Origin of the sequence: Streptacidiphilus albus JL83, assembly GCF_000744705.1 — a bacterium.
Classification (GTDB): Bacteria; Actinomycetota; Actinomycetes; order Streptomycetales; family Streptomycetaceae; genus Streptacidiphilus; species Streptacidiphilus albus.
This window is the reverse complement of record NZ_JQML01000001.1, coordinates 3,053,382-3,077,360: the sequence shown is the minus strand read 5'-3', so window position 1 is coordinate 3,077,360 and position 23,979 is coordinate 3,053,382. Positions and strand designations below refer to the sequence as shown.

The window sequence follows — 23,979 nt, the reverse complement described above, 5'->3', positions numbered from 1 at the left end:
GTCACCTGCCCTCCGACTTACCCAGCACGGGGCGGCGCTACGCCGGACGACGCGGAGGGCGGTCCGGACCAGGGGTCCGGACCGCCCTCCGCGTCGGTGCTACCGGGGCGTCACTTGGTCCAGTACGGGCGCAGGGTGAGGCTGAGGATGGTGCGGTAGTCGGCGGCCTCGGCGGCCGGGACGGTGAACAGCGAGCTCGGGTCGGTGCCCAGCACCGAGCCGGTGGTCGGCAGCGGCTTCGGGGTGCCGTAGCCGGCGAAGACCATGGTCAGGGTGCCGTTGCTGTTCTGCACCACGGTCGGGTCGTAGACGCGGCCGGCGTAGTAGCCGCTGACGGCCGGAGCGCCGCCGTTCGCGGCCTGCTGGGCCTCCGCCGAGAAGGTGTAGTCGGTGCCGAGTAGCTTCTGCGGTGCGCTCCAGTTCACTCCGTTGGTGGAGGAGGAGTAGAAGATCTGGTTGAAGGCGTCGCTGTCGCCGTCCGCCGCGTAGGCGCCGGAGAGGAACAGGCCGTAGGTGCCGTCGGGGTTGGTGATGACGGTGCCGCGCGAGCCGACCCAGCGGAGCTCGGTGGTGCTGTTGCTGTTCGGGTCGTTCAGGCCGGTGATCGGGCCGAGGTCGGTGAAGTGGATGCCGTCGTAGGTGTAGGCGACCCGGACGATCTCAAGGTCCTCGTTGTTGCCGAACAGGCTCTTCGGCTTGTTCTTGCCCTCGCCGGTCAGCGCCAGCGTCGCGTAGGGGACGACCGCCGCGCCGGGGGCGCCGACGTCGCTGCCCTTGGCGACCGCGCCGGTGCCGCCGGTGCAGCCGGTGAGGCTGGTGGCGGTCTCGCCGGTGCAGGTGGTCTGGACGATGCCGGCCACGGTGCCCAGGCTGACCGTGACCGAGCCGTCGGTCAGCGGCAGCGCCGAGGTGGAGGCCACCGGGACGGTCGCGGCGGGGAGCGTGACCGCGGCGGTCGTGGTGGTCGGGATGTAGTAGTTGTCGATCTTCTCGGTGTAGAGCACCGCGACGCTGCCCTTGGGGGCGGCCTTGTAGTCGGGGATCGTGCTGATGATGCCGTCGGGGGCGATCAGGCCGGAGGTCTGCTGGTCGCCGGCCGGGATGACCGAGTCGGCGGTCACGGCGTCGCCGGCGGCGATGGTCACACCGGCGCCGTCGCGGGTGGTGCAGCCGGTGAAGGCGGTCGCGGTGGCGTTGTCGTCGTTGCAGTCGACGATGTGGCCGTCGACGTTGAAGTGGCCGGGCTGCTCGAAGTTGTCGGTCGAGCCGACGTTGACGGTCACCCCGGCGCCGAGCGGGCCGGCCGGGACGGTGACGGCGGCGGTCGCGGCGGTGCCGCCGCCCTCGCCGACCGGCTCGCTGGCGGGCAGGCCGGCCAGCGGGTCGTCGCCCTTGGGGGTGAGCTTGTGGACGATCAGGTTGATGCCGGGCGCGTCGCCGAGCGGGCGGCTCAGGGTGTAGAGGATCTGCGCCGAACTACCGCTGTCGGCCTGACCGTTGCCGCCGTAGCCGGGCACGGTCATGACGAAGGCGTGGCCCTGGCCGTCGTCGTTGGTGTTGCCGTTCGCGCACAGGCCGGAGTTCTGCTCCAGCGCCTCGCCGGTGTAGGTCCAGGTCTTGCCGTGGTCGGTCGAGGTGGCCGAGACGACCGCCTCGTCCGTGTCCTTCGGCCGGTAGTCGAAGTAGCCGGTGAGCGTCTTGCCGCCGTCGCTGCTGGTCACGAAGGGGAAGTAGTACGGCTGCATGGCGAGCGTGGTGTGCGCGGGTTGGCGCAGCACCGTGCCGGAGGAGGGGTTGGCGCCGTTGCTGACGGAGCAGTAGCCGGTGAGCGGGCTCGGCGTGCCGGTGATGCCGCTCTGGGCCGGGACCGCGCCGGTGCCGGAGGGGTCGACCGCCGCGTTCGGGTAGGTGACGCCGTCGACGGTGACGGTCGGGCCGCCGACCGAGGCGTCGCCCTGGGACAGGGTCCAGGGGCCGTTCTTGATCTTGTCGACCACGGGGGTGGACACCGTGTACGAAAGGGTGTTGTGCCCGTGCTCGTGCTTGTTGGCGGGCTGGACCGCAGTGGCGCCGAGGGCCGTGCTGGAGGCTGCTGCGACGGAGGCGAGTGCTACCACGCCGACTGCCGCGGCCGTCGCGATACGACGACGAGACATGGGGAACCCTTCGAGATGGGTGGGTGCTTCTTCGAGGCCGGGTGAACGTTCGGCGCGATCCTGACGCGCCCGGGACCGCTGCGGGAGAACCCGGAGGGAGTGTTCACCGAGCGTTCGGGGGGCGGTTTCCCGACTGCCGTCCTACTCCCAGGCTCCGTCCGGTTTGGGCGTATCGGCGGACGGGCACCCGGAGCCGGTGGCAGGAGCACTTCGATGGGCCGATGGGGGCGAAGTGGAGCCCCTACTGATGAGATGCTTGCCTTCTGAAGCGATCAGGTGACGGGGAGCCAGGATGACGGCAGGTGGTGGCCGGGCCCACCTCGCGCGGCAGTACACGGAGGTGGCCCAGGAGGCGGAAGAGCGCCTGGAGGAACTGCTCGGGCTCGCCGCCGAGCCGTCGCCCGCCGTGGACTTCGACGCCCTGCACCGGAGTTACGAGCCGAGGCCGCTGCCGGCCGACGCCCTGGTCGAGCCGCCGCGCTGGGTCGACTACGCGCCGGACCCCGGCCAGCTCCCGGTCGGCGCCTCCGGCAAGCCGCTGCTCAGCGGGCCCTACCAGCAGCAGCTGGCGGCGGCCAGGCTGGACCACCAGCGGGCGCTGCGTGAATACCGGCACAACGAGAAGGAGTTGCGCCGCCAGGCGGAGGAGGCGCGGCTCGCCCACGAGCGCGAGGAGCAGCGGCGCTCCCGCACCGTGCGCGAGTACAACGAGCGCCTCGGCGACTACCGCGCGGCCTACGAGCGGGGCGAGCCGGCCGCGGTCGAGTCGGTGCTGGAGCGCGCGCTCGCCGCAGCCGGCCGGCTGCCCGGCCTGGAGGTCCCGGCGCGGGTCTCCTACCGCGCGCTGACCCGGACCGCGGTGGTGGAACTGGTGCTCCCGAGCACGGCGGTGGTCCCGCCGGCGCTGGAGTTCCGGGTGGTGCTGAACGGCGGGGTCGAGCCGGTGCCGCGCCCGCTGGAGCACTTCCACGCCCGCTACCTGCAGCTCGTCGCCCGGCTGGTGCTGCGCGCGCTGGACGCGATCCTGGCCGCCGACACCGAGTCGCGGCTCGACGGGATCGTGCTGAACGGCCGGGCGGTGACCGCCGAGGCCGGGGAGAGCTGCGTGGTCAGCATCGACGCCAGGCGCGCCGACCTGTACGCCGGCTCGCTGCTGCCCGGCGACCACGGCGCCTCGGTCGAGCGGCTGCTGCAGCTGCCGTGCCGCATCACCGGCGACCCGTTCGTCCCGGAGCCGGTCGAGCCCTACGCGGTCGGCAGCGCGGGTCCGCCCGCGCCCGAGCAGCTCTCGCCCACCGAGTTCGCCGCGTTGATCGCGGACCTGTTCGAACACCTGGGCCTGGACGAGTGGGAGACCCGGCTGCAGGGGCAGGACGGGCTGCTCGCGCTCGGCCACGGCGACGGCCGGCGTTTCGCCGAGGTCCCGTACGTGGTCTGCGCGGCCCGCCGACCGCAGGTGGTGGGCGCCGAGGTGGTCCGCAATGTGGCCGAGGTGGTGGTGGAGGAGGCCGCCGAGCGCGGGATCTGGGCGACCACCGGCAGTTTCCACCCGGACGCGGTGATAGCCGCCGCCTCGCTGCCCGAGCTCAAGCTGATCGACGGCGGCGAGCTCCGGGCGCTGATCCGCGCCCACCTGGGCGCGGACCTCGGCGGCTGACCGCAGCGGCTGACGCCCCGTCCGGAGCATTCCGGCGGGCGGGGGTGCGCGGCACCGGCCACGATGGAGTCGAGGGCACGGGTTCGGCCCACACGGAGGACGGCGGCGGCTGGGCAGGACGCCGCCGTCCTCCTTCGTGAGAGTCCTGCTTCGTGAGCGCGGGGGTGGCCTGATGCCGGTGATCGTGGCCCTCGGGGCCTTTCTGATGACGCTGGTCGGCGGCCTGGTCGCGGGCCGGGTCGGCGACCGGCGGCACCTGGTCCTCGGGCTGGCCGCCGGCCTGATGCTCGGCGTGGTCGGCTTCGACCTGCTGCCGGAGGCCCTCCACGCCGCGTCCGAGGACCTGTTCGGGGTGCCGGAGGGGCTGCTGATGTTCGTCCTGGGCTTCCTGGTGCTGCACGTCGTGGAGCGCTCGGTCGCCATCCACCGGGCGCACGAGTCCGAGTACGCGGAGCACCGGCACACCGGCCCGCCGCACCTGTCGATACCGGGGCACGGCCACCCGCAGGGCGCGGTCGCCGGGGCCGGCCCCGGTCATGCCCACGGGCGCAGCGAGAACCTGGGGCTGGCCGCGGCCGCCGCGCTCTGCCTGCACAGCGTGATGGACGGCTTCGCGATCGGCGCGGCCTTCCAGGTCGGCGACCGGTTCGGGGCGGTGGTCGCGATCGCGGTCATCTCGCACGACTTCGCGGACGGCTTCAACACCTACACGATCACCCGGCTCTACGGGAACGACCGGCGCCGGGCGCTGGTGCTGCTCGGCTGCGACGCCGCGGCCCCGGTGCTCGGGGCCGGGATCACCCTGCTGTTCACCATCCCGGAGCACCTGGTCGGGCTCTACCTGGGCTTCTTCGCCGGGTTCCTGATGTATCTGGCGACCTCGGACATCCTGCCCGAGGCGCACAGCCCGCACCCCTCGCGCTCCACGCTGCTCTGCACCCTGGCCGGCACCGGCTTCATGTGGCTGGTCATCGGCCTCGCGAGCTGAAGCCGGAGCCCGGCACCGGGACCGGAACGGGGGTGGGGACCGGGGCGGGCACCGGGGCCGACTCCCGCTCCGGCCAGCGGGCCCGCAGGGTCTCCAGCGCGGCGGCGATCGCCGGCCGACGGGTCGCCTGCTCCCGCCAGAGCGCGAACACCCGCCGGCTCGGCTCGGGACGGACGGACCGGGCGACCACGCCCTCCGGCAGCGCCCCCCGGCCGAGCCGGGGCACCAGACCGGTGCCGAGCCCGGCCGCGATCAGCGCGATCTGGGTCTCGAACTCGCCGACCTGGAAGCGGACGTCCGGCTCCTCGCCGGCCTCGCGCATGGTCCGGACCAGCCAGTCGTGGCAGATGTTGCCCGGCGGGACGCTGATCCACTGCTGGCCGGCCAGGTCCGCCACGGTCAGCTCGGGGAGCGCGGCCAGCGGGTGGCCGGCGGGCAGCAGCACGTCCACCGGGTCCTCGCCCAGCGGGAGCCGGGCGACGCCCTCCGGCACCGGGAGCGGGGTGTTCGGCCAGTCCTGCACCACCGCGAGGTCGACCTCGCCGCGGCCGACGAGTTCGGCCATCGGGTAGGGGTCGCTCTCCAGCAGCCGGAGCTCCAGCTCCGGGTAGCGGGCCGTCAGGTCGGCCAGGACGGACGGCATCAGCCCGCGCGCGGCGGTGGCGAAGGCGGCCATGACCAGCCGTCCGGAGACCTGTCCCCGGCGCTCCTCCAGCGCCACCTCCGCCGACTCGACCAGTGCCAGCACCTGCTCCGCCGCGGCCGCCAGCTCGCGGGCGGCGTCGGTCAGCACGACGCCCCGGCCGCGCTTCTCCAGCAGCGGGGTCCGGGTCTCCCGCTCCAGCTTGGTGATCTGCTGGGAGATCGCGGACGGGGTGTAGCCGAGTGCCGCGGCGGCCCCGCCCACGGAGCCGTGCACCGCGACGGCGTGCAGCGCCCGCAGACGTCCGAGGTCCATCATGCCGCCCAGCCTAACCAGCCCCGGACCGGCCGGGCCCCGGACCGGTCCCGGACCAGCCCCGGACCGGTCAGCGCACGGCCAGCGCCTTCCGGTAGACCTGGGCGATCCCGGAGCCGAAGTACGGCGTGTAGGAGACGTCCGGGCTGAGGCCGCCCTGCTGGTAGCCGCCGATGACGCCGACGACGGTGCCGCGCCCGGCGCCGGCCGGGTCGCCGCCGGCCAGCAGCGGCCCGCCACTGGTCCCGTTGGGCAGCCCCGGGCAGTCGAACTCCGACTGGCCGCCGCCGAACTCGTGCAGGCTGCTGCGGCAGCGGACCGGGATCTCGGTGCCGCTCGGGTAGCCGACGGCCACGGCCCCGACCCGGTGCGGGGCGTTGAAGGCGATGGCCTCGGCGCCGACGGCGTCCTGCACCCGGCGGGCGCCGGTGACCGGGACCGTCTTCAGGAAGGCCACGTCGTAGTCCGGGTCGCCGTGCTGCGCCCAGCGGATGTCCACCACCACCGCCCGGACCCGCCAGCGCCCGTAGGGCTCCTGGCCGGCGTGGTAGCCGGGGACGAAGACCAGGCCGTCGCGGGCCCGGCCGCTGCCCGGGGCGACGACGCAGTGCGCGGCGGTGACCAGCAGGTCGTGGCCGGGGCTGTCGACCACCGAGGCGGTGCAGAAGTGACCGTTCGGCCTGCCGTTCACGGTGGCGAAGACGGCGCCGACCCTGGGGGCGCCGAGGAAGGGGGCGGACCCCGGCCGCAGCGTGGGCGCGAGCGCGGCGGCGGGGGCGGCCGGGGCCAGGACCTGGAGCGGAGTCAGGGCGATCACCAGCGCGGACAGCATCCGGCGGCAGCGGGCGGCCGGCGGACGGACCGTCAGGAGGCGCTGGAGCGGGCGGTGGTACGGCGAACGGTGCGTCATATGGACCGATGCTCGCGGGCGGTCGGGCGCGCCGCCACCGACCGAGGGCATGCGGGTGACGGCCCCGGCTCTGCGGCCGGCGGTCTACGGCACCGGCTGGCCGTGGTGGTGCCCGTGGTGCGGATGGGCCTGCTCGTACGCCTCGTCCACGGTCCGCAGCAGCTGGAGCAGGCTGCTCCGCTGTTCGGGTGCGATGGCGCCGAAGTACTCCTCGGCGACCTCCTGGCGGACCCGGCTGATCTCCTCGACCATCCGCTCGCCGGCCTCGGTCAGCTGGAGCAGGATCGCCCGGCGGTCCTCCGGGTCCTGGACCCGGGCCACCAGGCCGGCCGCCTCCAGCGCGTCGACGACGGTGGTCACCGAGCGCGGGGCGATGTGCAGCCGGTCCGCCAGCTGGTTCAGCCGGATCCGACCGCTCTGGTGCGGGCTCCGGGCCAGCACGTCCAGGGCACGTCCCTGCGAGGGCGTGATCCCGTACGGGGAGAGTCGATGGAACGTGCCTCGGCGCATGCGCTTGCTCGCGCGCATGACGGCGTCCGCCAGCTCCACCTCGGCGGGGACATCGACGGTCACTCGGGGCTCCTGGTTCGGTGGGAGAACCAGGATATCGGCCTCGAACACCGGGCCGGAGGGCCCGGCGCCGGTTGTCACCGAGAAATTAGAGAGCTTTGCTCATATTTTCCATTAGGCTAGCCTAAATAGATCCTGCGCCCATGAGAGCCCGCAGGGCCCCAGCTGTCCCGGAGGACACCCATGCCCCGCTCCGAAGCCCGTGTCGTCACCGACCGCCCGCACCGCTACGCCAAGCAGCTCGCCTCCCACCTCGGCCGCAAGGTCGAGACCAGCTGGGACGAGGAGACCGGCCTCGGCGCCGTGACCTTCGGCCGTGGCACCGCCACGCTGACCGCCGAGCCCGGCGTGCTGCTGCTCGCCGTCGAGGGCGAGGCCGAGCACCTCGACCAGCTGGAGGACGTCGTCGGCCGCCACCTGGTGCGCTTCGGCGTCAAGGACGAGCTCGTCGCCGAGTGGCACCGCGACAACGGCCTGCCCGGCACCGTGCAGCGCAACCTGAGCGAGGACGAGCCCAGCGCGGGTTGATCCCGCGCCGGGGGCGGCCGGGATCAGCCGAGGCTGAGCTTGAAGCCGACGTGGGAGCCGACGAAGCCCATCCGCTCGTAGAAGCGGTGGGCGTCGGCCCGGCTCGCGTCCGAGGTCAGCTGGACCAGGTCGGCCCCGAGCCGGCGGGACTCCTCGATGGCGTACTCGATCAGCAGGCTGCCCAGCCCGGTGCCGCGCTCGGAGGCCCGGACCCGCACCGCCTCGATGACCGTGCGGGTGGCGCCGCGCCGGGACAGGCCCGGTATCACCGACAGCTGCAGGGTCCCGACGACCTCGATGCCGCGGTCCGCGACCAGCAGGTGCTGGCCGGGATCGCGGTCTATTCGTTCGAAGGCCGCCAGATACGGCGTCAGATCGTTGCGGGACTCGCGCTGGGCGCCTAGTTCGTCGTCCGCGAGCATGGCCACGATCGCGGGCAGGTCCGCGATGCCGGCCCGACGGAAGCTGAGGTCAGTCATGATCCTCAGCCTAGGGCTCGGGCCGGGGCACGGTACAGGCGGTCCGCCTCCGCTCAGTTCGGCAGCTGCGCCTCGATCGCGGCGACGACCTCCGCCGACTCCGGCTCGGTGCGCGGCCGGAACCGGCCGACGACCTCGCCCGCGGGGGAGAGCAGGAACTTCTCGAAGTTCCAGGTGATGTCGCCGGCCTCGCCCGCGGCGTCCTCGGTCCGGACCAGCTCGGTGTAGAGCGGGTGCCGGCCCTCGCCGTTGACGTCGGCCTTCGCCAGCAGCGGGAAGCTGACGCCGTAGGTGGTCGAGCAGAAGGCCTGGATCTCCTCGGCGCTGCCCGGCTCCTGCCCGGCGAACTGGTTGCAGGGCACCCCGAGCACGGTGAGCCCGCGCTCGCCGTACTGCTGCTGGAGCCGCTCCAGGCCCGCGTACTGCGGCGTCAGGCCGCACTTGGAGGCGACGTTGACCACCAGCACGGCCCGGCCCCGGTACTCGGCCAGGCTGGTGGCGTCACCGGTCAGGGTGTGCAGCGGGATGTCGTACAGGCTCATGGGAAGACCTCCGCGAAGGGGTGCTGGTACCGGAACAGATGCGATCGACACTCGCAACAGTGCCCCATGGCGAGTTCTTCCCCGACACCGGCCGCGCGCTGCGCCGTTCGAGGGGGCGGTGGCTGTCGGAGCCGGGCGGTACGGTGCACCCACAGCGGACCGCAGCAACTTGGGAGCGGGTGGCAGATGACAGCCGACCAGCGCAGGCCGGCCGGGCCGGGGGCGCCGCAGATCCAGCTCGCCGAGGTCACCGGCGTCCTGGAGCGGATCACCTACGCCAACGAGGAGACCGGCTACACCGTCGCCCGGGTCGACACCGGCCGGGGCGCCAACGACCTGCTGACCGTCGTCGGCGCGCTGCTGGGCGCGCAGCCCGGCGAGAGCCTGCGGCTCCAGGGCCGCTGGGGCAGCCACCCGCAGTACGGCAAGCAGTTCACCGTGGAGAACTACACCACCGTGCTGCCGGCCACCATCCAGGGCATCCGCCGCTACCTGGGCTCCGGGCTGATCAAGGGCATCGGCCCGCGCCTGGCCGACCGGATCGTCGAGCACTTCGGCACCGACACCCTGGACGTCATCGAGCAGCAGCCGGAGCGGCTGATCGAGGTCCCCAAACTCGGGCCCAAGCGGACCAAGTTGATCGCCGCCGCCTGGGAGGAGCAGAAGGCGATCAAGGAGGTCATGGTCTTCCTCCAGGGCGTCGGCGTGTCCACCTCGCTGGCCGTGCGGATCTACAAGAACTACGGCGACGCCTCCATCACCGTGGTCCGCAACGAGCCCTACCGGCTGGCGGCGGACGTCTGGGGGATCGGCTTCCTGACCGCCGACCGGATCGCCCAGGCCGTCGGCATCCCGCACGACAGCCCGCAGCGGGTCAAGGCCGGCCTCCAGTACGCGCTCTCCCAGAGCGCCGACCAGGGCCACTGCTTCCTGCCCGAGGAGCAGCTGATCTCGGACGCGGTGAAGCTGCTCGCGGTCGACGTCGGCCTGGTCATCGAGTGCCTGGCCGAGCTGGTCGCGGAGGAGGGCGTGGTCCGCGAGGAGCTGCCGCCCGAGCACGGCGGCGCCGACTCCGACACCGCCGGGGAGCGGCTGGCCGCCGTCTACCTGGTCCCCTTCCACCGGGCCGAGATCTCCCTGGCCGGGCAGCTGCTGCGGCTGCTGCGGACCACGGAGGACCGGCTCTCGGCCTTCGCCGACGTCGACTGGGGCCGGGCGCTGACCTGGCTCCGCGGCCGGACCGGGGCCGACCTCGCCCCGGAGCAGGAGCAGTCGGTCCGGCTGGCGCTGACCCGGAAGGTCGCCGTGCTGACCGGCGGGCCCGGCTGCGGCAAGTCCTTCACGGTGCGCTCCATCGTCACCCTGGCCCAGGCCAGGGGGGCGAAGATCGTGCTGGCCGCGCCCACCGGGCGGGCGGCCAAGCGGCTGGCCGAGCTGACCGGCTGTGAGGCCTCCACCGTGCACCGGCTGCTGGAGCTCAAGCCGGGCGGCGACGCCGCCTACGACCGGGACCGGCCGCTCGACGCCGACCTGGTGGTGGTCGACGAGGCCTCGATGCTGGACCTGCTGCTGGCCAACAAGCTGGCCAAGGCGGTCCCGCCGGGGGCGCACCTGCTGCTGGTGGGCGACGTCGACCAGCTGCCCTCGGTCGGTGCGGGCGAGGTGCTGCGGGACCTGCTGGCGCCGGGCAGCCCGGTCCCGGCGGTCCGGCTGACCCGGATCTTCCGGCAGGCGGCCCAGTCCGGCGTGGTCAGCAACGCCCACCGGATCAACGAGGGCGTCCCGCCGATCACCGACGGGCTGGCCGACTTCTTCCTGTTCCCGGAGGAGGACGCCGAGCTCGCCGCCGGGCTCACGGTCGACGTGGTCGCCCGCCGGCTGCCGGCCAGGTTCGGCCTCGACCCGCGCCGGGACATCCAGGTGCTGGCGCCGATGCACCGCGGACCGGCCGGGGCGGGCAACCTCAATGTGCTGCTCCAGGGTGCGGTCACGCCGTCCCGCCCGGACCTCCCCGAGCGCCGCTTCGGCGGGCGGACCTTCCGGGTCGGCGACAAGGTCACCCAGATCCGGAACAACTATGACAAAGGCGCGAACGGGGTCTTCAACGGAACGGTGGGTGTGGTCACCGGCCTCAACCTGGAGGAGCAGCGACTGACCGTCCTCACCGACGAGGACGAGGAGGTCCCCTACGACTTCGACGAACTGGACGAACTGGCCCACGCCTATGCCGTCACCATCCACCGTTCGCAGGGCAGCGAGTACCCCTGCGTAGTGATCCCTGTCACTACCAGCGCCTGGATGATGCTCCAGCGGAACCTGCTCTACACCGCGGTCACCCGGGCCAAGAAGATCGTGGTCCTGGTCGGTTCACGAAGGGCGCTGGCGCAGGCCGTGCGGGCCGTTTCCGCAGGTCGACGCCATACCGCCCTCGACCATCGGCTCCGATCCGGTTGAGTTCAGCAACCATTGCCCACTGTTGGGAATCCAAGGCGAGGAGGATGCTTCTTTGTAGGTCCCGGCTCTTTTGGGTCACCCGGGTTACCCGTAGGTCGCTCGGATGGGGGATGGTAGGACAGAGTCAGGGCACCCCTTGAAGAGGTTCATTTCGCTGGTGAGGGAAGACGTGAGCGACAACTCTGTAGTACTCGGCTACCAGGGCAACGAGTATGAGTACCCGGTGGTGGACGCCACCGTTGGCAACGCCGGCTTCGACATCTCGAAGCTGCTCAGCCAGACCGGCCTGACCACGCTGGACAACGGCTTCGGAAACACCGCCGCCTGCAAGTCCGCGATCACCTACATCGACGGCGACCAGGGCATCCTGCGCTACCGGGGCTACCCGATCGAGCAGCTCGCCGAGCGCGGGACCTTCCTTGAGACCGCCTACCTGCTGATCAACGGCGAGCTGCCGAACACCGACCAGCTCTCCGTCTTCCAGCACGACATCTCGCAGCACACGCTGCTGCACGAGGACGTCAAGCGCTTCTACCAGGGCTTCCCGCGCGACGCCCACCCGATGGCGATGCTGTCCTCGGTGGTCAGCGCGCTGTCCACGTTCTACCAGGACAGCCACAACCCGTTCGACGCCGAGCAGCGCCAGCTGTCCGCCGTCCGGCTGCTGGCGAAGCTGCCGACCATAGCGGCCTACGCCTTCAAGAAGTCGCAGGGCCACCCCTTCGTCTACCCGCGCAACGACCTCGGCTACGTCGAGAACTTCCTGCGGATGACCTTCGCGGTGCCGGCCGAGGACTACGAGCTCAACCCGGTCGTGGTCAGCGCCCTGGAGAAGCTGCTCATCCTGCACGCCGACCACGAGCAGAACTGCTCCACGTCGACGGTCCGGCTGGTGGGCTCCTCCCAGGCCAACCTGTTCGCCTCGATCTCGGCGGGCATCAACGCCCTCTGGGGCCCGCTGCACGGCGGTGCCAACCAGGCCGTGCTGGAGATGCTCACCAAGATCAAGCAGGACGGCGGCGACGTCGACGCCTTCATCCGCAAGGTGAAGAACAAGGAAGACGGCGTGAAGCTCATGGGCTTCGGGCACCGCGTCTACAAGAGCTTCGACCCCCGCGCGCAGATCATCAAGGGCGCGGCCCACGACGTCCTGGCCCAGCTGGGCAAGGCCGACGAGCTGCTGGACATCGCGCTGAAGCTGGAGGAGCACGCCCTCACGGACGACTACTTCATCTCCCGCAAGCTCTACCCGAACGTGGACTTCTACACCGGCCTGATCTACCGCGCCATGGGCTTCCCGACCAGCATGTTCACCGTGCTGTTCGCGCTCGGCCGGCTGCCGGGCTGGATCGCCCACTGGCAGGAGATGATCACCGACCCCAGCAACAAGATCGGCCGCCCGCGGCAGATCTACACCGGTGAGGTCATCCGCGAGTTCGTGCCGATCGAGGCCCGCTGACCGCCGACCCCCACCGGGGAGAGCCGCACCGACTTCCGAGGGGTCCAGCCGCACCACGGCTGGGCCCCTCGGGCGTTCACCGGACACGGCAGGGGAACTGACACGGCAGCGGACGGCAGCGGCGCGGGCGGGGCACACGGCGCGCGGTATGTGCCGGGAGAGGCCGCTCAACCCATCCCCGCAACCGCGCGCCGTGCCCTGTCGGCCGTCCAGCGACGGCGGCCGACCTGTGGAGTCCGCCGGAACTCCAGCCGGGGAGCGGACGGCGTTGCCGACTCGTCCCCCGGTCCACGTGTTGTAACACGTGGACCGGTGTGCAAGGTTACGCGGTCGGCATGTGACTCTGCTCTCACGTCGCTGCGTGCGAGCGCGCCTACGGCCCGTTCCGGCTGCTGAGCTCCATACACCCTGCTTCCGGCGGGGGCGTTCGCGCCCCCGCCCCGAGGGCGCCGCGCAAAGGCGTGGTAAGAATCAGCCCACTCCAGTCGAAGGGGCTGATATGGGCAGGAACGTCGTCGTCACCGGTGGCGGTACGGGCATCGGACTGGCAGTCGCGCGGCGCTTCGCCGAGCACGGGGACGACGTCACCATCGTCGGCCGCAGACGCGAGGTGCTGGTCGAGGCGGCCACCGCCCTCGGCGCCCGGGTCCGTCCGATCGCCTGCGACCTCACCGACCCCGACGCGGTGGAGTCGCTGCTCGGCGACCTGCCCAGCCGGATCGACGTGCTGGTCAACAACGCCGGCAGCCGCGAGATCGGGATCGGGGCCGGCGCCCACGCCGTGCTCGCCCGCTGGCGCGGCGACTTCGAGCGCAATGTGCTGACCGCGGTGCTGCTCACCGAGTGCGTCCGGGACCGGCTCGCGCCCGGCGGCGGCCGGGTGGTCACCATCAGCTCCATCGCCGCCCTGCGCGGGGCCGGCTCCTACGGCGCGTCCAAGGCCGCGCTGCACGCCTGGAACCACTTCCTGGCGGCCCAGCTCGGCCCCTCCGGGATCACCGCCAACATCGTCGCCCCGGGCACCATCGCCGGGACCGAGTTCTTCGGCGGACGGCTGGACGAGGCGGAGACGGTACGCCGGTCCGGCCGCACCCTGGTGGGCCGGATCGGCGTACCCGACGACGTGGCCTCGGCGGTGCACTACCTGGCCTCGCCCGAGGCCGGCTACGTCACCGGCGAGATCCTCAACGTCAACGGCGGCGAACTGCTCGGCCGCTAGGCCGGTGCGGCGGCGCGGAAGCGGCGCAGCCGGAGGCTGTTGCTGACCACGAAGACCGAGGAGAAGGCCATCGCGCCGCCCGCCACCATCGGGTTCAGCAGGCCCAGGGCCGCCAGCGGCAGCGCCGCGACGTTGTAGCCGAAGGCCCAGAACAGGTTGCCCTTGATGGTGGCCAGGGTCCGCCGGGAGAGCCGGATCGCGTCCGCTGCGGCCAGCAGGTCGCCGCGGACCAGGGTCAGGTCGGCGGCCTCCATGGCCGCGTCGGTCCCGGTGCCCATGGCCAGGCCCAGGTCGGCCTGGGCCAGCGCGGCGGCGTCGTTGACGCCGTCGCCGACCATCGCCACGGTCCGGCCCTCGGCCTGCAGCCGCCGGACCACGGCCGCCTTGTCCTCGGGCAGGACCTCCGCGACCACCTGCTCGGCGTCGATGCCGACCTCGGCCGCGACGCTCAGCGCGACCGACCGGTTGTCCCCGGTCAGCAGCACCGGCGTCAGCCCTAGCGCCCGCAGTCGGGCGACCGCCTCGGCGCTGGTCGGCTTGACCGCGTCGGCGACCACCAGCACGGCCCGGGCCGCGCCGTCCCAGCCGACCGCGACCGCCGTCCGCCCCGCCGTCTCCGCGGCGGCCTTGGCGGCGGCCAGCGGGGTCGGCAGGTGCTGCGCCCAGTCGGCGAGGAACTGCTCGCGCCCGGCGACCACCGCACGGCCCTCCACGACGCCCTGGACGCCGCGTCCGGGGACGTTCCGGAACTCCTCGACCGCCGGCAGCGGCCGGTCACCGGCGGCAGCGGCTGCGGCCTCGGCGATGGCACGGGCGATCGGGTGCTCGGAGGCGTGCTCCAGCGCGCCGGCCAGCCGCAGCGCCTCGGCCTCGGTGACGCCCTCGGCCGGGTGCACCGCCAGCAGCGTCATCCGGCCGGTGGTCACCGTGCCGGTCTTGTCCAGCACGACCGTGTCGACGGCGCGGGTGGACTCCAGCACCTCCGGGCCCTTGATCAGGATGCCCAGCTGGGCCCCGCGCCCGGTACCGACCATCAGCGCGGTGGGCGTCGCCAGACCGAGGGCGCAGGGGCAGGCGATGATCAGGACCGCGACGGCGGCGGTGAAGGCCTCGCTCGGACTGCCGCTGACCAGTAGCCAGACCGCCAGCGTGGCGAGGGCGAGGACCAGGACCACGGGCACGAAGACGGCGGAGATCCGGTCGGCCAGCCGCTGCGCGGCGGCCTTGCCGTTCTGCGCCTCCTCGACCAGCCGTGCCATCCGGGCGAGCTGGGTGGCCGCGCCGACCCGGGTGGCCTCCACCACCAGCCGTCCGCCGGAGTTGACGGTGGCGCCGGTCACCGCGTCGCCGGGGCCGGTCTCGGTGGGCACGGACTCGCCGGTGAGCAGGGAGGTGTCGACGGCGGAGCTGCCCTCGACCACGGTGCCGTCGGTGGCGATCTTCTCGCCGGGGCGGACCACGAAGCGGTCGCCCACGGCCAGCTCGGAGATCGGCACCCGCAGCTCGCGTCCGTCCCGCAGGACGGTGGCGTCCTTGGCGCCGAGCGACATCAGGGCGCGCAGGGCCGAGCCGGCGCTGCGCTTGGCCCTGGCCTCCAGGTAGCGGCCGAGCAGGATGAAGGCGGTGACCCCGGCGGCGGTCTCCAGGTAGAGGGTGCCGGAGGCGTCGGTCGCGGACAGGCTCAGGTCGAAGCCGTGCCGCATCCCCGGCATGCCGGCGGTGCCGAGGAAGAGCGCCCAGGTCGACCAGCCGAAGGCGGCCAGGGTGCCGATGGAGACCAGGGTGTCCATGGTGGCGGCGCCGTGCCGGAGGTTGGTCCAGGCGGCGCGGTGGAACGGGAGGCCGCCGTGGACGACGGCCGGTCCGGTGAGGGCGAAGCAGAGCCACTGCCAGTTGCGGAACTGCAGGGCCGGCACCATCGAGAGGACGATGACCGGTACCGCGAGCGCGGCGGTGACTATCAGTCGCCGGCGCAGCCCGCCGAGCTCGGGGTCGACCGGCTCGCCGCTACCGGCGGCCGGCGCTTCGACCGGCTGGGGGCGCGGGGCCTCGGCGCTGTAGCCGGTCCGCTCGACGGTGGCGATCAGGTCGTCCACGGTCACCCCGGGCGCGTGGCTGACCACGGCCTTCTCGGTGGCGTAGTTGACCGTCGCCTCGACGCCCTCCATCCGGTTGAGCTTCTTCTCGATCCGGGCCGCGCAGGAGGCGCAGGTCATGCCGCCGATCGCCAGCTCCACGCGGTCGCGGGGCCGGGTGGCGGCGCTCGACTCCGCGGAGCCCGCGCTGGGGACGGCCGTGCTCATGATGCGCTCTCCTTCACTGGGTGGTGCGATCACCGGATGCCGTGACCGGCGGGGCGGCCGGGCCGCGGTGGACCCGGCCCGGCCCGCGGCGCTCAGGCCCGGCCGACCAGCTCGTAGCCGGCCTCGTCGACGGCCGCGCGCACGGCGGCGTCGTCCAGCGGCTGCTCGGAGGAGACGGTGACCGTCCCCGCCTTGGCGTCCGCCGAGACCTCGGTGACGCCGGGCAGGGAGCCGAGCTCCTCGCTCACCGACTTCTCGCAGTGGCCGCAGCTCATGCCGGAGACGGTGAAGACGGCAGTGGACATGGTGTTCCTCCAGGACGGTCGGATCGCGCTGCACCGTTGGTGTGCTTCTTCATAACACCATACCCCTAGGGGGTATTCCAGTGCGGGACGGGTGGAGACCCCCGGGGTGAGGGTTGCCGATGCAGAGGGTAGCCATCCGCGTGCTGTCCGTAGCCTCCGGGTGCCCGAAGGGCCGCTGGCGTGTCTCCGGAAACGCGGTCGGCCCGCCCGGTGGGGACCGGGCGGGCCGAGCGGAGCGGCCGAATGGGCCGAGGGGTGGCCGAGGGGTGGGCGGCGGCCCCGCCCGCTACAGCGGCAGCAGGTCCGGCCGCTTGGCCTCGACGTGGTCGCCGGAGGACTCGCCGCGCAGCCTGCGGCCGACCCAGGGCAGCAGGTACTCGCGGGCCCACTGGATGTTCTCGCGGCGCAGTTCGGCGGGGGTGTGCGCGGCCTGCGGCGGCCACGCGGCGTCCGGGTCGCTCACGTCCAGGCCCAGGGCGCGGCCGGCCTGGAGGGCGACCCGCTGGTGACCCTCGGGGGAGAGGTGGAGCCGGTCCTCGCTCCAGGCGCGGCGGTCGCGCATCGCGCGCAGCGCCCAGATGTCGACCACGGCCAGCCCGTTGCGGTCGGCGATGGCGTGCAGGTGGCCGTTGTAGGTGGCGATCTTGCCGCGCAGATGGCGCAGCACCGGGGTGTCCCGGGTGTCGAAGCCGGTGCAGATGAGGACCGTCCCGGCCGACTGCAGCAGGTCGACGGCGGCGGCCTCGAAACGCTCGGCCACCTCGTCGGGGTCGCTGCCGGGGCGCAGGATGTCGTTGCCCCCGGCGCAGAAGCTCACCAGGTCCGGCTGCATCGCCCGGATCTGCGGCACCTGCTCGGCGATGATCTGGTCCAGCAGCCGTCCGCGCACCGCGAGGTTGGCGTAGCGGAAGTCGTAGCGGCCGTCCTCGGTCTTCGGCCTGGTCTCGGCGAGGATCCGGGCCAGCCGGTCGGCCCAGCCGGCGAAGCCGCCGTCGGGGTCGGGGTCGTTGAGGCCCTCGGTGAAGCTGTCACCGATGGCCACGTAGGACGTGAGGTCAGGATTGGATGGCGTCTGCACGGACATGGGAAAATACTTCACCCCATGAAGTGACCTACGCCACCGTAGGTCGGCCCTTCCGGGCGTGACATGTCCCACCCGAGCCCGGGGAATAGCCGCCGGGCCCGGCCGGACCGCTGGTCAGCAGGGCGGGAGCATCCCGGTGGGGTCCAGCGGCGGGCCCGGAGCGGCGGTCCGGCCCGAAGTCGTCGACGAGGCCGCAGCCGTCGAAGAGGCCGCAGTCGTCGAAGGGCCCGGAGCCGTCGGCGGCCACTGCGGGCCGGTGCGGTGGCCCGCCCGGCGGGCGCTGCGGATCAGCAGTTGCAGCCAGAACAGCCCGAGGACGGAGGCCAGCACCAACCCGCTGGTGGAGAGCACGCTGAACAGCTCGACCTGGTACTCCGAGGGGTCGGCCCGGAAGGCCGGGTTGAACAGGACCACCCGCTGCCCCTCCCCGGTCAGTCGGGCGACCAGCCAGGCGGCCAGGCCGTGGGTGCTGTCCCAGAACGCGTGGAGAGCGGAGACCCCGAGGTAGGTCAGGACCACCGGGCCGTTGATCACGAAGCGGTCGTTCCGGCGCTCCCGGAACAGCACCCCGCCCAGGATCGCGGTCCAGAGCCCGTGCCCGACGGGGGCGAGCACCCCGCGCAGGATCTCGGTGGACACCAGGTCGCGCAGCGACAGGCCGCTCTCGGTGAGCACCGCGTTGAAGGCGTAGCCGGCCGTCTCGAAGGCCGCGAAGCCGAAGCCGACCGTCGCGCCCAGCACCAGGCCGTGGCGCAGCCCCGAGCCGGGGATCCGCCGGGTCACCAGGATCAGCGCGGCCGCCTTCGCCGCCTCCTCGATCAGGCCCACCCCGGCGTAGAGCCAGACGTCGTCCTTGAGCAGGTAGTACTCCAGCAGGGAGGCGCCGAGCACGCCGATGATCCCGCCCACGGCGAAACAGGTGATGATCCGGTCGGTGCCGATGTCCGCCGCGTAGCGCTCGTGCGCCCAGATGACGAAGCTGGCCGGCACCAGGAAGCTGCCGAGCAGCACGATGGTCGGCAGCAGGTTGCTGTTGCCGGTCCAGTAGGTCACCAGCACCGTGGCCGTCCACAGCGTCAGTCCGCCGAAGAAGCAGGTGGCCCAGTGCCGGGTCCGGGGCCGGCGCGGCGCCGACGGTGCCGACGGGGGAGTGGCCCACCGGGGGAAGCCGTCCGGTGGGGGAGTGTCTGCGGTGGCCATCGTGCGCGGTCTACGCCCCTCGTGATTGCTGGGGAGTTGGAGTATGGCATGGAAGATGGTGATTTCAGCGGTTGTCGGAAGAAAGTGAGGAGATGTGTTGTAGGCGCAGTTCTTCGCATGATCCGATAGCTTGGCCTGGTGGAGAAGCGGCGGCCCGGTGACCGGGAGGACGGTATGGACCTCCGCCCGGGGTCGCCTCAGCTGCGCGACGAGGCGGAACTGCTCAACGCGCCTTTCCGGCTAAGGGTGCTGACGCCGCTGGCGGCCATGCTGCTGGTGTCGCTCATCGACTACTTCTCCGGGCCCGACGCCTATCTGGCCTCGCTGATGTCGGTGGTCCCGCCGCTGGCCGCGCTCACCCTCTACCCGCTGGAACTGGTGCTCGTCAGCAGCCTGGGGATGGTGCTGCTGGTCCTGCTCAGCCGCTACGACGGCCTCGGCAGCGTGCACGATCTGCGGCTCTACCACGGCACCCTGGTGGCCTACGCGGCGCTCACCCTGGCCGGGGCGGTCATCTCCTACCTTCGGGTGGTCCGGGCCCGGCAGCTGGTCGCCGTCAGCACCGTCGCCGAGGCCGCCCAGCGGGCGCTGCTGCGACCGCCCGAACCCCAGGTCGGCGGCATCCGGATCGCCGTCCGCTACGTCTCCGCCGCCGACTCCGCGCAGATCGGCGGTGACCTCTACGCCGTCCTGGAAACCCCGTACGGCGTAAGGGCGATCATCGGAGACGTCCGGGGCAAGGGGCTCGGCGCGGTGCGGACCTCCGCCGTGGTGCTGGGCGCCTTCCGCGAGGCGGCCTACGACGAGGCCGAACTCACCGGGGTGGCCATGCGGCTGGAGAGCAGCGTGTCCCGGCACGTGCCCACCGACGAGTTCACCACCGCGCTGCTGGTCGGCTTCGCCGCCCCCGACACCGCCGAACTGCTCCATCTCGGCCATGTGGCGCCGCTGCTGATCGCCGCCGACGGCACGGTGCGGACCATCGACCCGCCCGACCCCTGGGTGCCGCTCGGCCTCGGCGCCCTCGCCACCGGGAAACCGCGCCCGTGGACGGTGCCGTTCGGCCCCGGCGAGGTGCTGCTGCTCTGCACGGACGGCGTGGTCGAGGCGCGGTCCAAGACCGACGGCGCCTTCTACCCACTGGCCGAACGGGTCCCGCCGCTGGTCGCCGACTGCGGTACCGACCTGGAGACCGCGGTCGCCCGGATCTATGCGGACCTGCTCCGGCACACCGGCGGCCGGCTCCGCGACGACGCGGTCCTGCTGCTGCTCGCCCGCGCGGAGCCGCTGGGGCCGCCGCAGTCGGCGGACCGGCTCGGCTGACGCACCGACAGGCCCTCACCCGTCCGGGTCCGCCGGGGTGCGCGCCGCCCCGGCCCGGACCACGCTGTCACCACCACCAACGGAGGGAGCTGGACATGTTCCAGGTCATCTGGATCGTGATCGTCGGCGCGGTCCTCGGCTACCTCGCCAAGTTCCTGCTGTCCGGGAAGCAGTCCATCCCCGCGTGGTTGACCGTCCTCTGCGGCATGCTCGGCGCCCTGATCGGCAACTTCCTCGCCACCATGATCGGGGTCAACGACACCCGGGGCATCGACTGGATCCGGCACATCCTGCAGATCGGCTGCGCCGTGGTCGCGGTCGCCGCCGGATCCGCCGCGTGGCCCCGGATCAGGTCCCGGGACTGACGGAGTCAGGTTCCGGGAGGGGAAGCAGGTGTCCGGGACTGACGGAGTCAGGTTCCGGGAGGGGAAGCAGGTGTCCGGGACTGACGGAGTCAGGTTCCGGGAGGGGAAGCAGGTGTCCGGGACTGACGGAGTCAGGTTCCGGGAGGGGAAGCAGGTGTCCGGGACTGACGGAGTCAGGTTCCGGGACTGGCGGAGTCAGGTCCGGTGGGGGACAGGCGTGCGGAACTGACGTGATGCCAGAGCGCTTATGCTGGCGCGATGTCGCCAGTCGGACCGATACCCGCAACCGCCCGCCGTGAGGGCGCTCCGCCGCGCCCCGCCGCGCGCCCCGGAATGCGCCGGTTCTGGCTGGTCGGGACCCTGCTGCTGACCCTCGGCTCGCTCGTCTGCGCCCCGCTGCTCGCGCCCGCCGGCAACGACTCCCCGGGCCGGGCGCTCGGCGGACTGCTCTTCCTCGGCTCCTCCGTGCACGTCGCCACGACCGCCTGGTTCTACACCGTGCCCGAGGTGCGCCGGCACATCGCCGGGCACCGGGGACGCTATGTCACCGCGCCGGTGGCCCTGCTGGCCGGCACCGCCGCGCTGGCCGCGATCGTGCCCGAGCAGCCGTTCACGCTGCTGCTGCTGGCCTACTTCGGCTGGCAGTTCTTCCACTTCCAGAAGCAGAACCTGGGCCTGGCCGCGCTGGCCTCGGCCGCGTACGGTTGCGGGCCGCTGCGGCGGGGCGAACGGCTGGCGATCACCGCCGCCGGGGTCGCCGGGACGGCGGGGCTGCTGAGCCACCCGGCGCTGCTGCAGCTCGCCGACGTGCCCCGGCTGGGGCTGGTCTTCCCGGTCGCGGCCGGGGCCTACGCGCTGGCCCTCGGCTACGGGTCGGTGCAGTTGATGCGGCGCCCGCCCAGGGACCGGGGCCCGGCGGTCGCCGGGGTCTACCTCAGCTCACTGCTGTTCTTCCTGCCGGTCTTCCTGTTCCACTCGCCGTACGCGGCGGTGGCCGGGCTCACCGTCGCGCACGGCTACCAGTACCTGCTGATCGTCGGCCTGGTCGCGGGCGGTGGCAGCGGGCCACGGGCGGTGCGGCTGGTGGCGCTCGCGGTGCTGCTGAACATCGGGCTGATCCTCGGCCTGGCCCTGAACCTCTCCTCGCACCTGCACACCGGCGGCCCGGCGGCCCGCGCCGTCTACGGCGCCTACCTGGGCGCGGTGATGGCCCACTTCGTGGTCGACGCCGGGCTGTGGCGGCTGCGCGACGAGTTCCCGCGCAGCTTCCTGGGCCGACGACTGCCGTACCTGCTGGGCTGAAACCCTCCGCGCGCCCGTCCGGACGCCCGCGGCGGGGCGCCGGGCGGTCCCCCGTGCCGCCCGGCGCCCGCCGCGGGCATCGGGCTCATGGGCCGCCGCAGCCCCCGGCGGCCCCGGCCACGGTGGCGAACGCCAGGACCGCGCCCACGGCGAGGCAGGTGAGCAGGCCCAGGCTCACCAGCAGGGCGAGGTAGGTGCGCCGCTTCCTGCCGCTCTCGCCGGCGGCCTCCGCCACCGGCAGCTGATCGATGCTCATCGGCCCCCCTTCCACCGGTCGTCCCTCGACCGCCGTGCCCGTATGACGTGTCGTCGGCCGAACAGGTTCCCTCCGGGTCCGGAGGCCGCAGCGGACTCAGCCGTAGCAGGTCAGCACCGTGGCGCCGTCCCGGAAGAGGGCCCCGGCCAGCTCCTCCTGGCGCGGGCCGGCGAAGCCGAGGTCGTAGGCGGTGAAGGGCAGGCCGGCCGCGCGGGCGACCTGGGCCACGTTCTCCCGCAGGCAGCGCAGGTCGTTGACGGTGACCGCGCGGTCACCGGCGGCGTCCAGGAGCAGCAGTGTGGTGCGGCTCCGGACGCCGCTCCGGGTGCTGCCCCGGGTCAGCCAGACCATCGCGGCCACCGGACGGATCCGTCCGGCGCCCGGCACCGGCGGCTTCGCCGGGACGTCGGCCCGGCCGACCAGGGAGACCGCGTGGACGTAGCCCTCCTGGTCCGTGACGGTCAGCCTTCGCCCGTCCCAGTGGATCACCGTATGTCCCTTGCGGCGCCGCTTCCTGCCGAAGGTGGAGCAGGCCCTGGCCGAGGGCGGCCCGGCGTCCTGCTGGAGGAAGGGCTCGGGCATTCCGCTGATCAGCCGGTTGCGGTAGGTGGGCTGGTTGCGGCTGATGTCCTGCAGCAGTTCGGCGACCCGGGCCGTCTGCCGCAACGGGAGCGGCCAGGCACGCCAGGTCAGCGGGTCCAGCAGCCGGGGCAGAGGGGAGAGCACCAGCAGTACGGTGGTGGCAGTGCTCGACCCGTCCTGGACGGAGGCCAGCAGCAGGCCGGCCAGCAGCAGCAGGGCCGAGGCGCGCCAGCAGATCCGGCGGTTGAGCTCGCGGGCGCGGAGCGCGTCCGGCAGGTCCTCCTCGGGCGCGCGCCAGCAGCGCAGCGAGCCGGCCAGGACGATGAAGGCCAGGCCGAGGCACCTGCCGGTGGCGTCCTGTCCGGGCAGGCAGAGCAGCACCGGACCGGGCAGGCCGAGGAGGCCCTGCAGCACCCAGCTACGGGCGCGGCCTAGGCCCCGCCAGCGGCGGAACAGGGCGGAGCGAAGGGCACGGAGGGTGTACACGGGCACTCCTGACACCGGGTCGGTACGGACGGAAAGAGCGGAGCAGGCGGGGCGGTCAGAGGTGCACGGTGACGGTCCCGCGCCGCCGGGGGAGGTCGCCCGGCTCCGTGCGGGCGGCCCGTTCCCAGCTGCCGCGCTCGGGGGCCCGCCACAGCGGCCGACCGGCCGCGGTCAGCCGGATGGGCAGGGCGGTGGCTGCGTACCGGGAAGGCGAACCCGACGGCCGAGTCCTGCGGACAGCTGTCTCCAGCCGTTGCTCTTCAACCTGTTCCCCCCTCAGGTGACGGTGCAGAGGAGAGTATGCGCCACGGGTGGGGAGGAGGACAGCGGTGGGTCGGCATGAATAGTTGATGATGTCAAGTTCTTGGAGTACCCTCGTGCCATGAGTAGCTCCACCGCCCCGGCCGAGGTGGCCGTCGAATCGCCCGTCCCCAGCAAGGCACTCCTGATGGAGGAGTTCGCGGCCATCGGGGCGGCCTACTACCAGGACTTCGCCGTCGTCGCCGCCCGCCACGGGCTGACCTCGGTCCAGGCCAAGGCACTGTCGGTGCTGACCCGGAAGCCGCTGCCGATGCGCGCCATCGCCGAGCAGCTGGTCTGCGACGCCTCCAACGTCACCGGGCTGGTCGACCGGCTGGAGGTGCGCGGACTGGTGCGCCGCGAGGTCAGCGCCGCCGACCGGCGGATCAAGACCGTGGTCGCCACCGACCAGGGCCACGCCGCGATCCAGGCCGTCCGGGCCGAGATGCAGAGCACCAACGAGGCGCTGGACCTGCTCAGCGACGAGGAGCGGATCGTGCTCCACGGACTGCTGCAGCGGCTGCGGCCGGTGCTGGAGAAGTAGCCCCCAGCA

The 23,979-nt window shown here is 72.9% G+C and carries 22 protein-coding genes; 10 read left to right on the top strand and 12 right to left on the bottom strand.

Going from position 1 to position 23,979, the window contains the following annotated elements; genetic code table 11:
• Positions 1–110: 110 nt before the first annotated feature.
• The gene (locus tag BS75_RS13290; protein ID WP_152645664.1) at positions 111–2,156 is read right to left on the bottom strand and encodes a hypothetical protein; all 2,046 of its coding nucleotides are present in this window, start codon (positions 2,154–2,156) and stop codon (positions 111–113) included.
• A 292-nt stretch (positions 2,157–2,448) separates the two neighbouring features.
• Between BS75_RS13290 and BS75_RS13285 the strand changes: the two genes are divergently transcribed.
• Both BS75_RS13285 and BS75_RS13280 read left to right on the top strand, forming a co-directional pair.
• Positions 2,449–3,813: a restriction endonuclease gene (locus tag BS75_RS13285; protein WP_034088362.1), complete on the top strand. Its 1,365-nt coding sequence runs from the start codon at positions 2,449–2,451 to the stop codon at positions 3,811–3,813.
• A 172-nt stretch (positions 3,814–3,985) separates the two neighbouring features.
• Positions 3,986–4,801, top strand: a complete 816-nt coding sequence (locus tag BS75_RS13280) for a ZIP family metal transporter (protein WP_034088361.1) — start codon at positions 3,986–3,988, stop codon at positions 4,799–4,801.
• Here the strand turns inward: BS75_RS13280 and BS75_RS13275 are convergent.
• From BS75_RS13275 to BS75_RS43330, 3 genes are all read right to left on the bottom strand, one after another.
• Positions 4,782–5,762 carry a LysR family transcriptional regulator gene (locus tag BS75_RS13275; protein WP_081982293.1) on the bottom strand — a complete coding sequence of 327 codons (981 nt, stop codon included), beginning with the start codon at positions 5,760–5,762 and terminating at the stop codon, positions 4,782–4,784. The genes BS75_RS13280 and BS75_RS13275 overlap by 20 nt on opposite strands.
• 67 nt (positions 5,763–5,829) lie before the next feature.
• A complete protein-coding gene (locus tag BS75_RS13270; RefSeq protein ID WP_042437186.1) occupies positions 5,830–6,669 on the bottom strand; it encodes a trypsin-like serine peptidase in 840 nt (279 codons plus the stop codon).
• 84 nt (positions 6,670–6,753) lie between these two features.
• Positions 6,754–7,242 carry a MarR family winged helix-turn-helix transcriptional regulator gene (locus BS75_RS43330; protein WP_052069396.1) on the bottom strand — a complete coding sequence of 163 codons (489 nt, stop codon included), beginning with the start codon at positions 7,240–7,242 and terminating at the stop codon, positions 6,754–6,756.
• A gap of 180 nt (positions 7,243–7,422) precedes the next feature.
• Between BS75_RS43330 and BS75_RS13260 the strand changes: the two genes are divergently transcribed.
• The gene (locus BS75_RS13260; protein ID WP_034088360.1) at positions 7,423–7,767 is read left to right on the top strand and encodes a DUF2218 domain-containing protein; all 345 of its coding nucleotides are present in this window, start codon (positions 7,423–7,425) and stop codon (positions 7,765–7,767) included.
• Between the two features lie 23 nt (positions 7,768–7,790).
• On the opposite strand, the gene BS75_RS13255 is transcribed toward BS75_RS13260, so the two are convergent.
• Positions 7,791–8,246: a GNAT family N-acetyltransferase gene (locus tag BS75_RS13255; protein ID WP_034088359.1), complete on the bottom strand. Its 456-nt coding sequence runs from the start codon at positions 8,244–8,246 to the stop codon at positions 7,791–7,793.
• A 53-nt stretch (positions 8,247–8,299) separates the two neighbouring features.
• Positions 8,300–8,788 (bottom strand): glutathione peroxidase, encoded by a 489-nt coding sequence (locus BS75_RS13250; RefSeq protein WP_034088358.1) that lies wholly within the window; start codon positions 8,786–8,788, stop codon positions 8,300–8,302.
• Between the two features lie 186 nt (positions 8,789–8,974).
• On the opposite strand from BS75_RS13250, the gene recD2 reads away from it, so the two are divergent.
• The 3 genes from recD2 to BS75_RS13235 all read left to right on the top strand — a co-directional run bounded on the left by recD2 (position 8,975) and on the right by BS75_RS13235 (position 13,920).
• Complete coding sequence (gene recD2 / locus BS75_RS13245; RefSeq protein WP_034088357.1) at positions 8,975–11,242, top strand: SF1B family DNA helicase RecD2; 2,268 nt, start codon at positions 8,975–8,977, stop codon at positions 11,240–11,242.
• A gap of 169 nt (positions 11,243–11,411) precedes the next feature.
• Positions 11,412–12,701, top strand: coding sequence for a citrate synthase (locus tag BS75_RS13240; protein ID WP_034088356.1), 1,290 nt, complete (start codon positions 11,412–11,414; stop codon positions 12,699–12,701).
• 499 nt (positions 12,702–13,200) lie between these two features.
• Positions 13,201–13,920, top strand: coding sequence for an SDR family NAD(P)-dependent oxidoreductase (locus BS75_RS13235; RefSeq protein WP_034088355.1), 720 nt, complete (start codon positions 13,201–13,203; stop codon positions 13,918–13,920).
• Here BS75_RS13235 and BS75_RS13230 read toward each other — a convergent pair.
• The 4 genes from BS75_RS13230 to BS75_RS13215 form a co-directional block, all read right to left on the bottom strand.
• Entirely contained in the window at positions 13,917–16,223 is a 2,307-nt protein-coding gene (locus BS75_RS13230; RefSeq protein WP_081982292.1) for a heavy metal translocating P-type ATPase, read from the bottom strand. The two genes, BS75_RS13235 and BS75_RS13230, sit on opposite strands and share 4 nt — an antisense overlap.
• Before the next feature lie 92 nt (positions 16,224–16,315).
• Positions 16,316–16,528: a heavy-metal-associated domain-containing protein gene (locus BS75_RS13225; RefSeq protein ID WP_034088354.1), complete on the bottom strand. Its 213-nt coding sequence runs from the start codon at positions 16,526–16,528 to the stop codon at positions 16,316–16,318.
• Positions 16,529–16,814: 286 nt separating this feature from the next.
• The gene (locus BS75_RS13220) at positions 16,815–17,612 is read right to left on the bottom strand and encodes an SGNH/GDSL hydrolase family protein (RefSeq protein ID WP_034088353.1); all 798 of its coding nucleotides are present in this window, start codon (positions 17,610–17,612) and stop codon (positions 16,815–16,817) included.
• A gap of 114 nt (positions 17,613–17,726) precedes the next feature.
• The gene (locus BS75_RS13215) at positions 17,727–18,812 is read right to left on the bottom strand and encodes a PrsW family intramembrane metalloprotease (RefSeq protein WP_063771417.1); all 1,086 of its coding nucleotides are present in this window, start codon (positions 18,810–18,812) and stop codon (positions 17,727–17,729) included.
• A 174-nt stretch (positions 18,813–18,986) separates the two neighbouring features.
• Between BS75_RS13215 and BS75_RS43325 the strand changes: the two genes are divergently transcribed.
• The 3 genes from BS75_RS43325 (at position 18,987) to BS75_RS13195 (ending at position 21,802) form a co-directional block, all read left to right on the top strand.
• A complete protein-coding gene (locus BS75_RS43325) occupies positions 18,987–20,135 on the top strand; it encodes a PP2C family protein-serine/threonine phosphatase (protein ID WP_052069395.1) in 1,149 nt (382 codons plus the stop codon).
• 95 nt (positions 20,136–20,230) lie between these two features.
• On the top strand, positions 20,231–20,500 hold the full coding sequence (locus BS75_RS13205) for a GlsB/YeaQ/YmgE family stress response membrane protein (RefSeq protein WP_034088352.1): 270 nt from the start codon (positions 20,231–20,233) through the stop codon (positions 20,498–20,500).
• A 258-nt stretch (positions 20,501–20,758) separates the two neighbouring features.
• Entirely contained in the window at positions 20,759–21,802 is a 1,044-nt protein-coding gene (locus BS75_RS13195) for a hypothetical protein (RefSeq protein WP_152645663.1), read from the top strand.
• 85 nt (positions 21,803–21,887) lie between these two features.
• Here BS75_RS13195 and BS75_RS48105 read toward each other — a convergent pair whose 3' ends face one another.
• Together BS75_RS48105 and BS75_RS13190 are read right to left on the bottom strand one after the other, a co-directional pair.
• A complete protein-coding gene (locus tag BS75_RS48105; protein ID WP_156164253.1) occupies positions 21,888–22,058 on the bottom strand; it encodes a hypothetical protein in 171 nt (56 codons plus the stop codon).
• A gap of 96 nt (positions 22,059–22,154) precedes the next feature.
• The gene (locus tag BS75_RS13190) at positions 22,155–23,126 is read right to left on the bottom strand and encodes a hypothetical protein (protein ID WP_034088349.1); all 972 of its coding nucleotides are present in this window, start codon (positions 23,124–23,126) and stop codon (positions 22,155–22,157) included.
• A gap of 382 nt (positions 23,127–23,508) precedes the next feature.
• Here BS75_RS13190 and BS75_RS13185 point away from each other — a divergent pair, with 382 nt between their 5' ends.
• Positions 23,509–23,970: a MarR family winged helix-turn-helix transcriptional regulator gene (locus BS75_RS13185; RefSeq protein WP_042437185.1), complete on the top strand. Its 462-nt coding sequence runs from the start codon at positions 23,509–23,511 to the stop codon at positions 23,968–23,970.
• Positions 23,971–23,979: the final 9 nt, after the last annotated feature.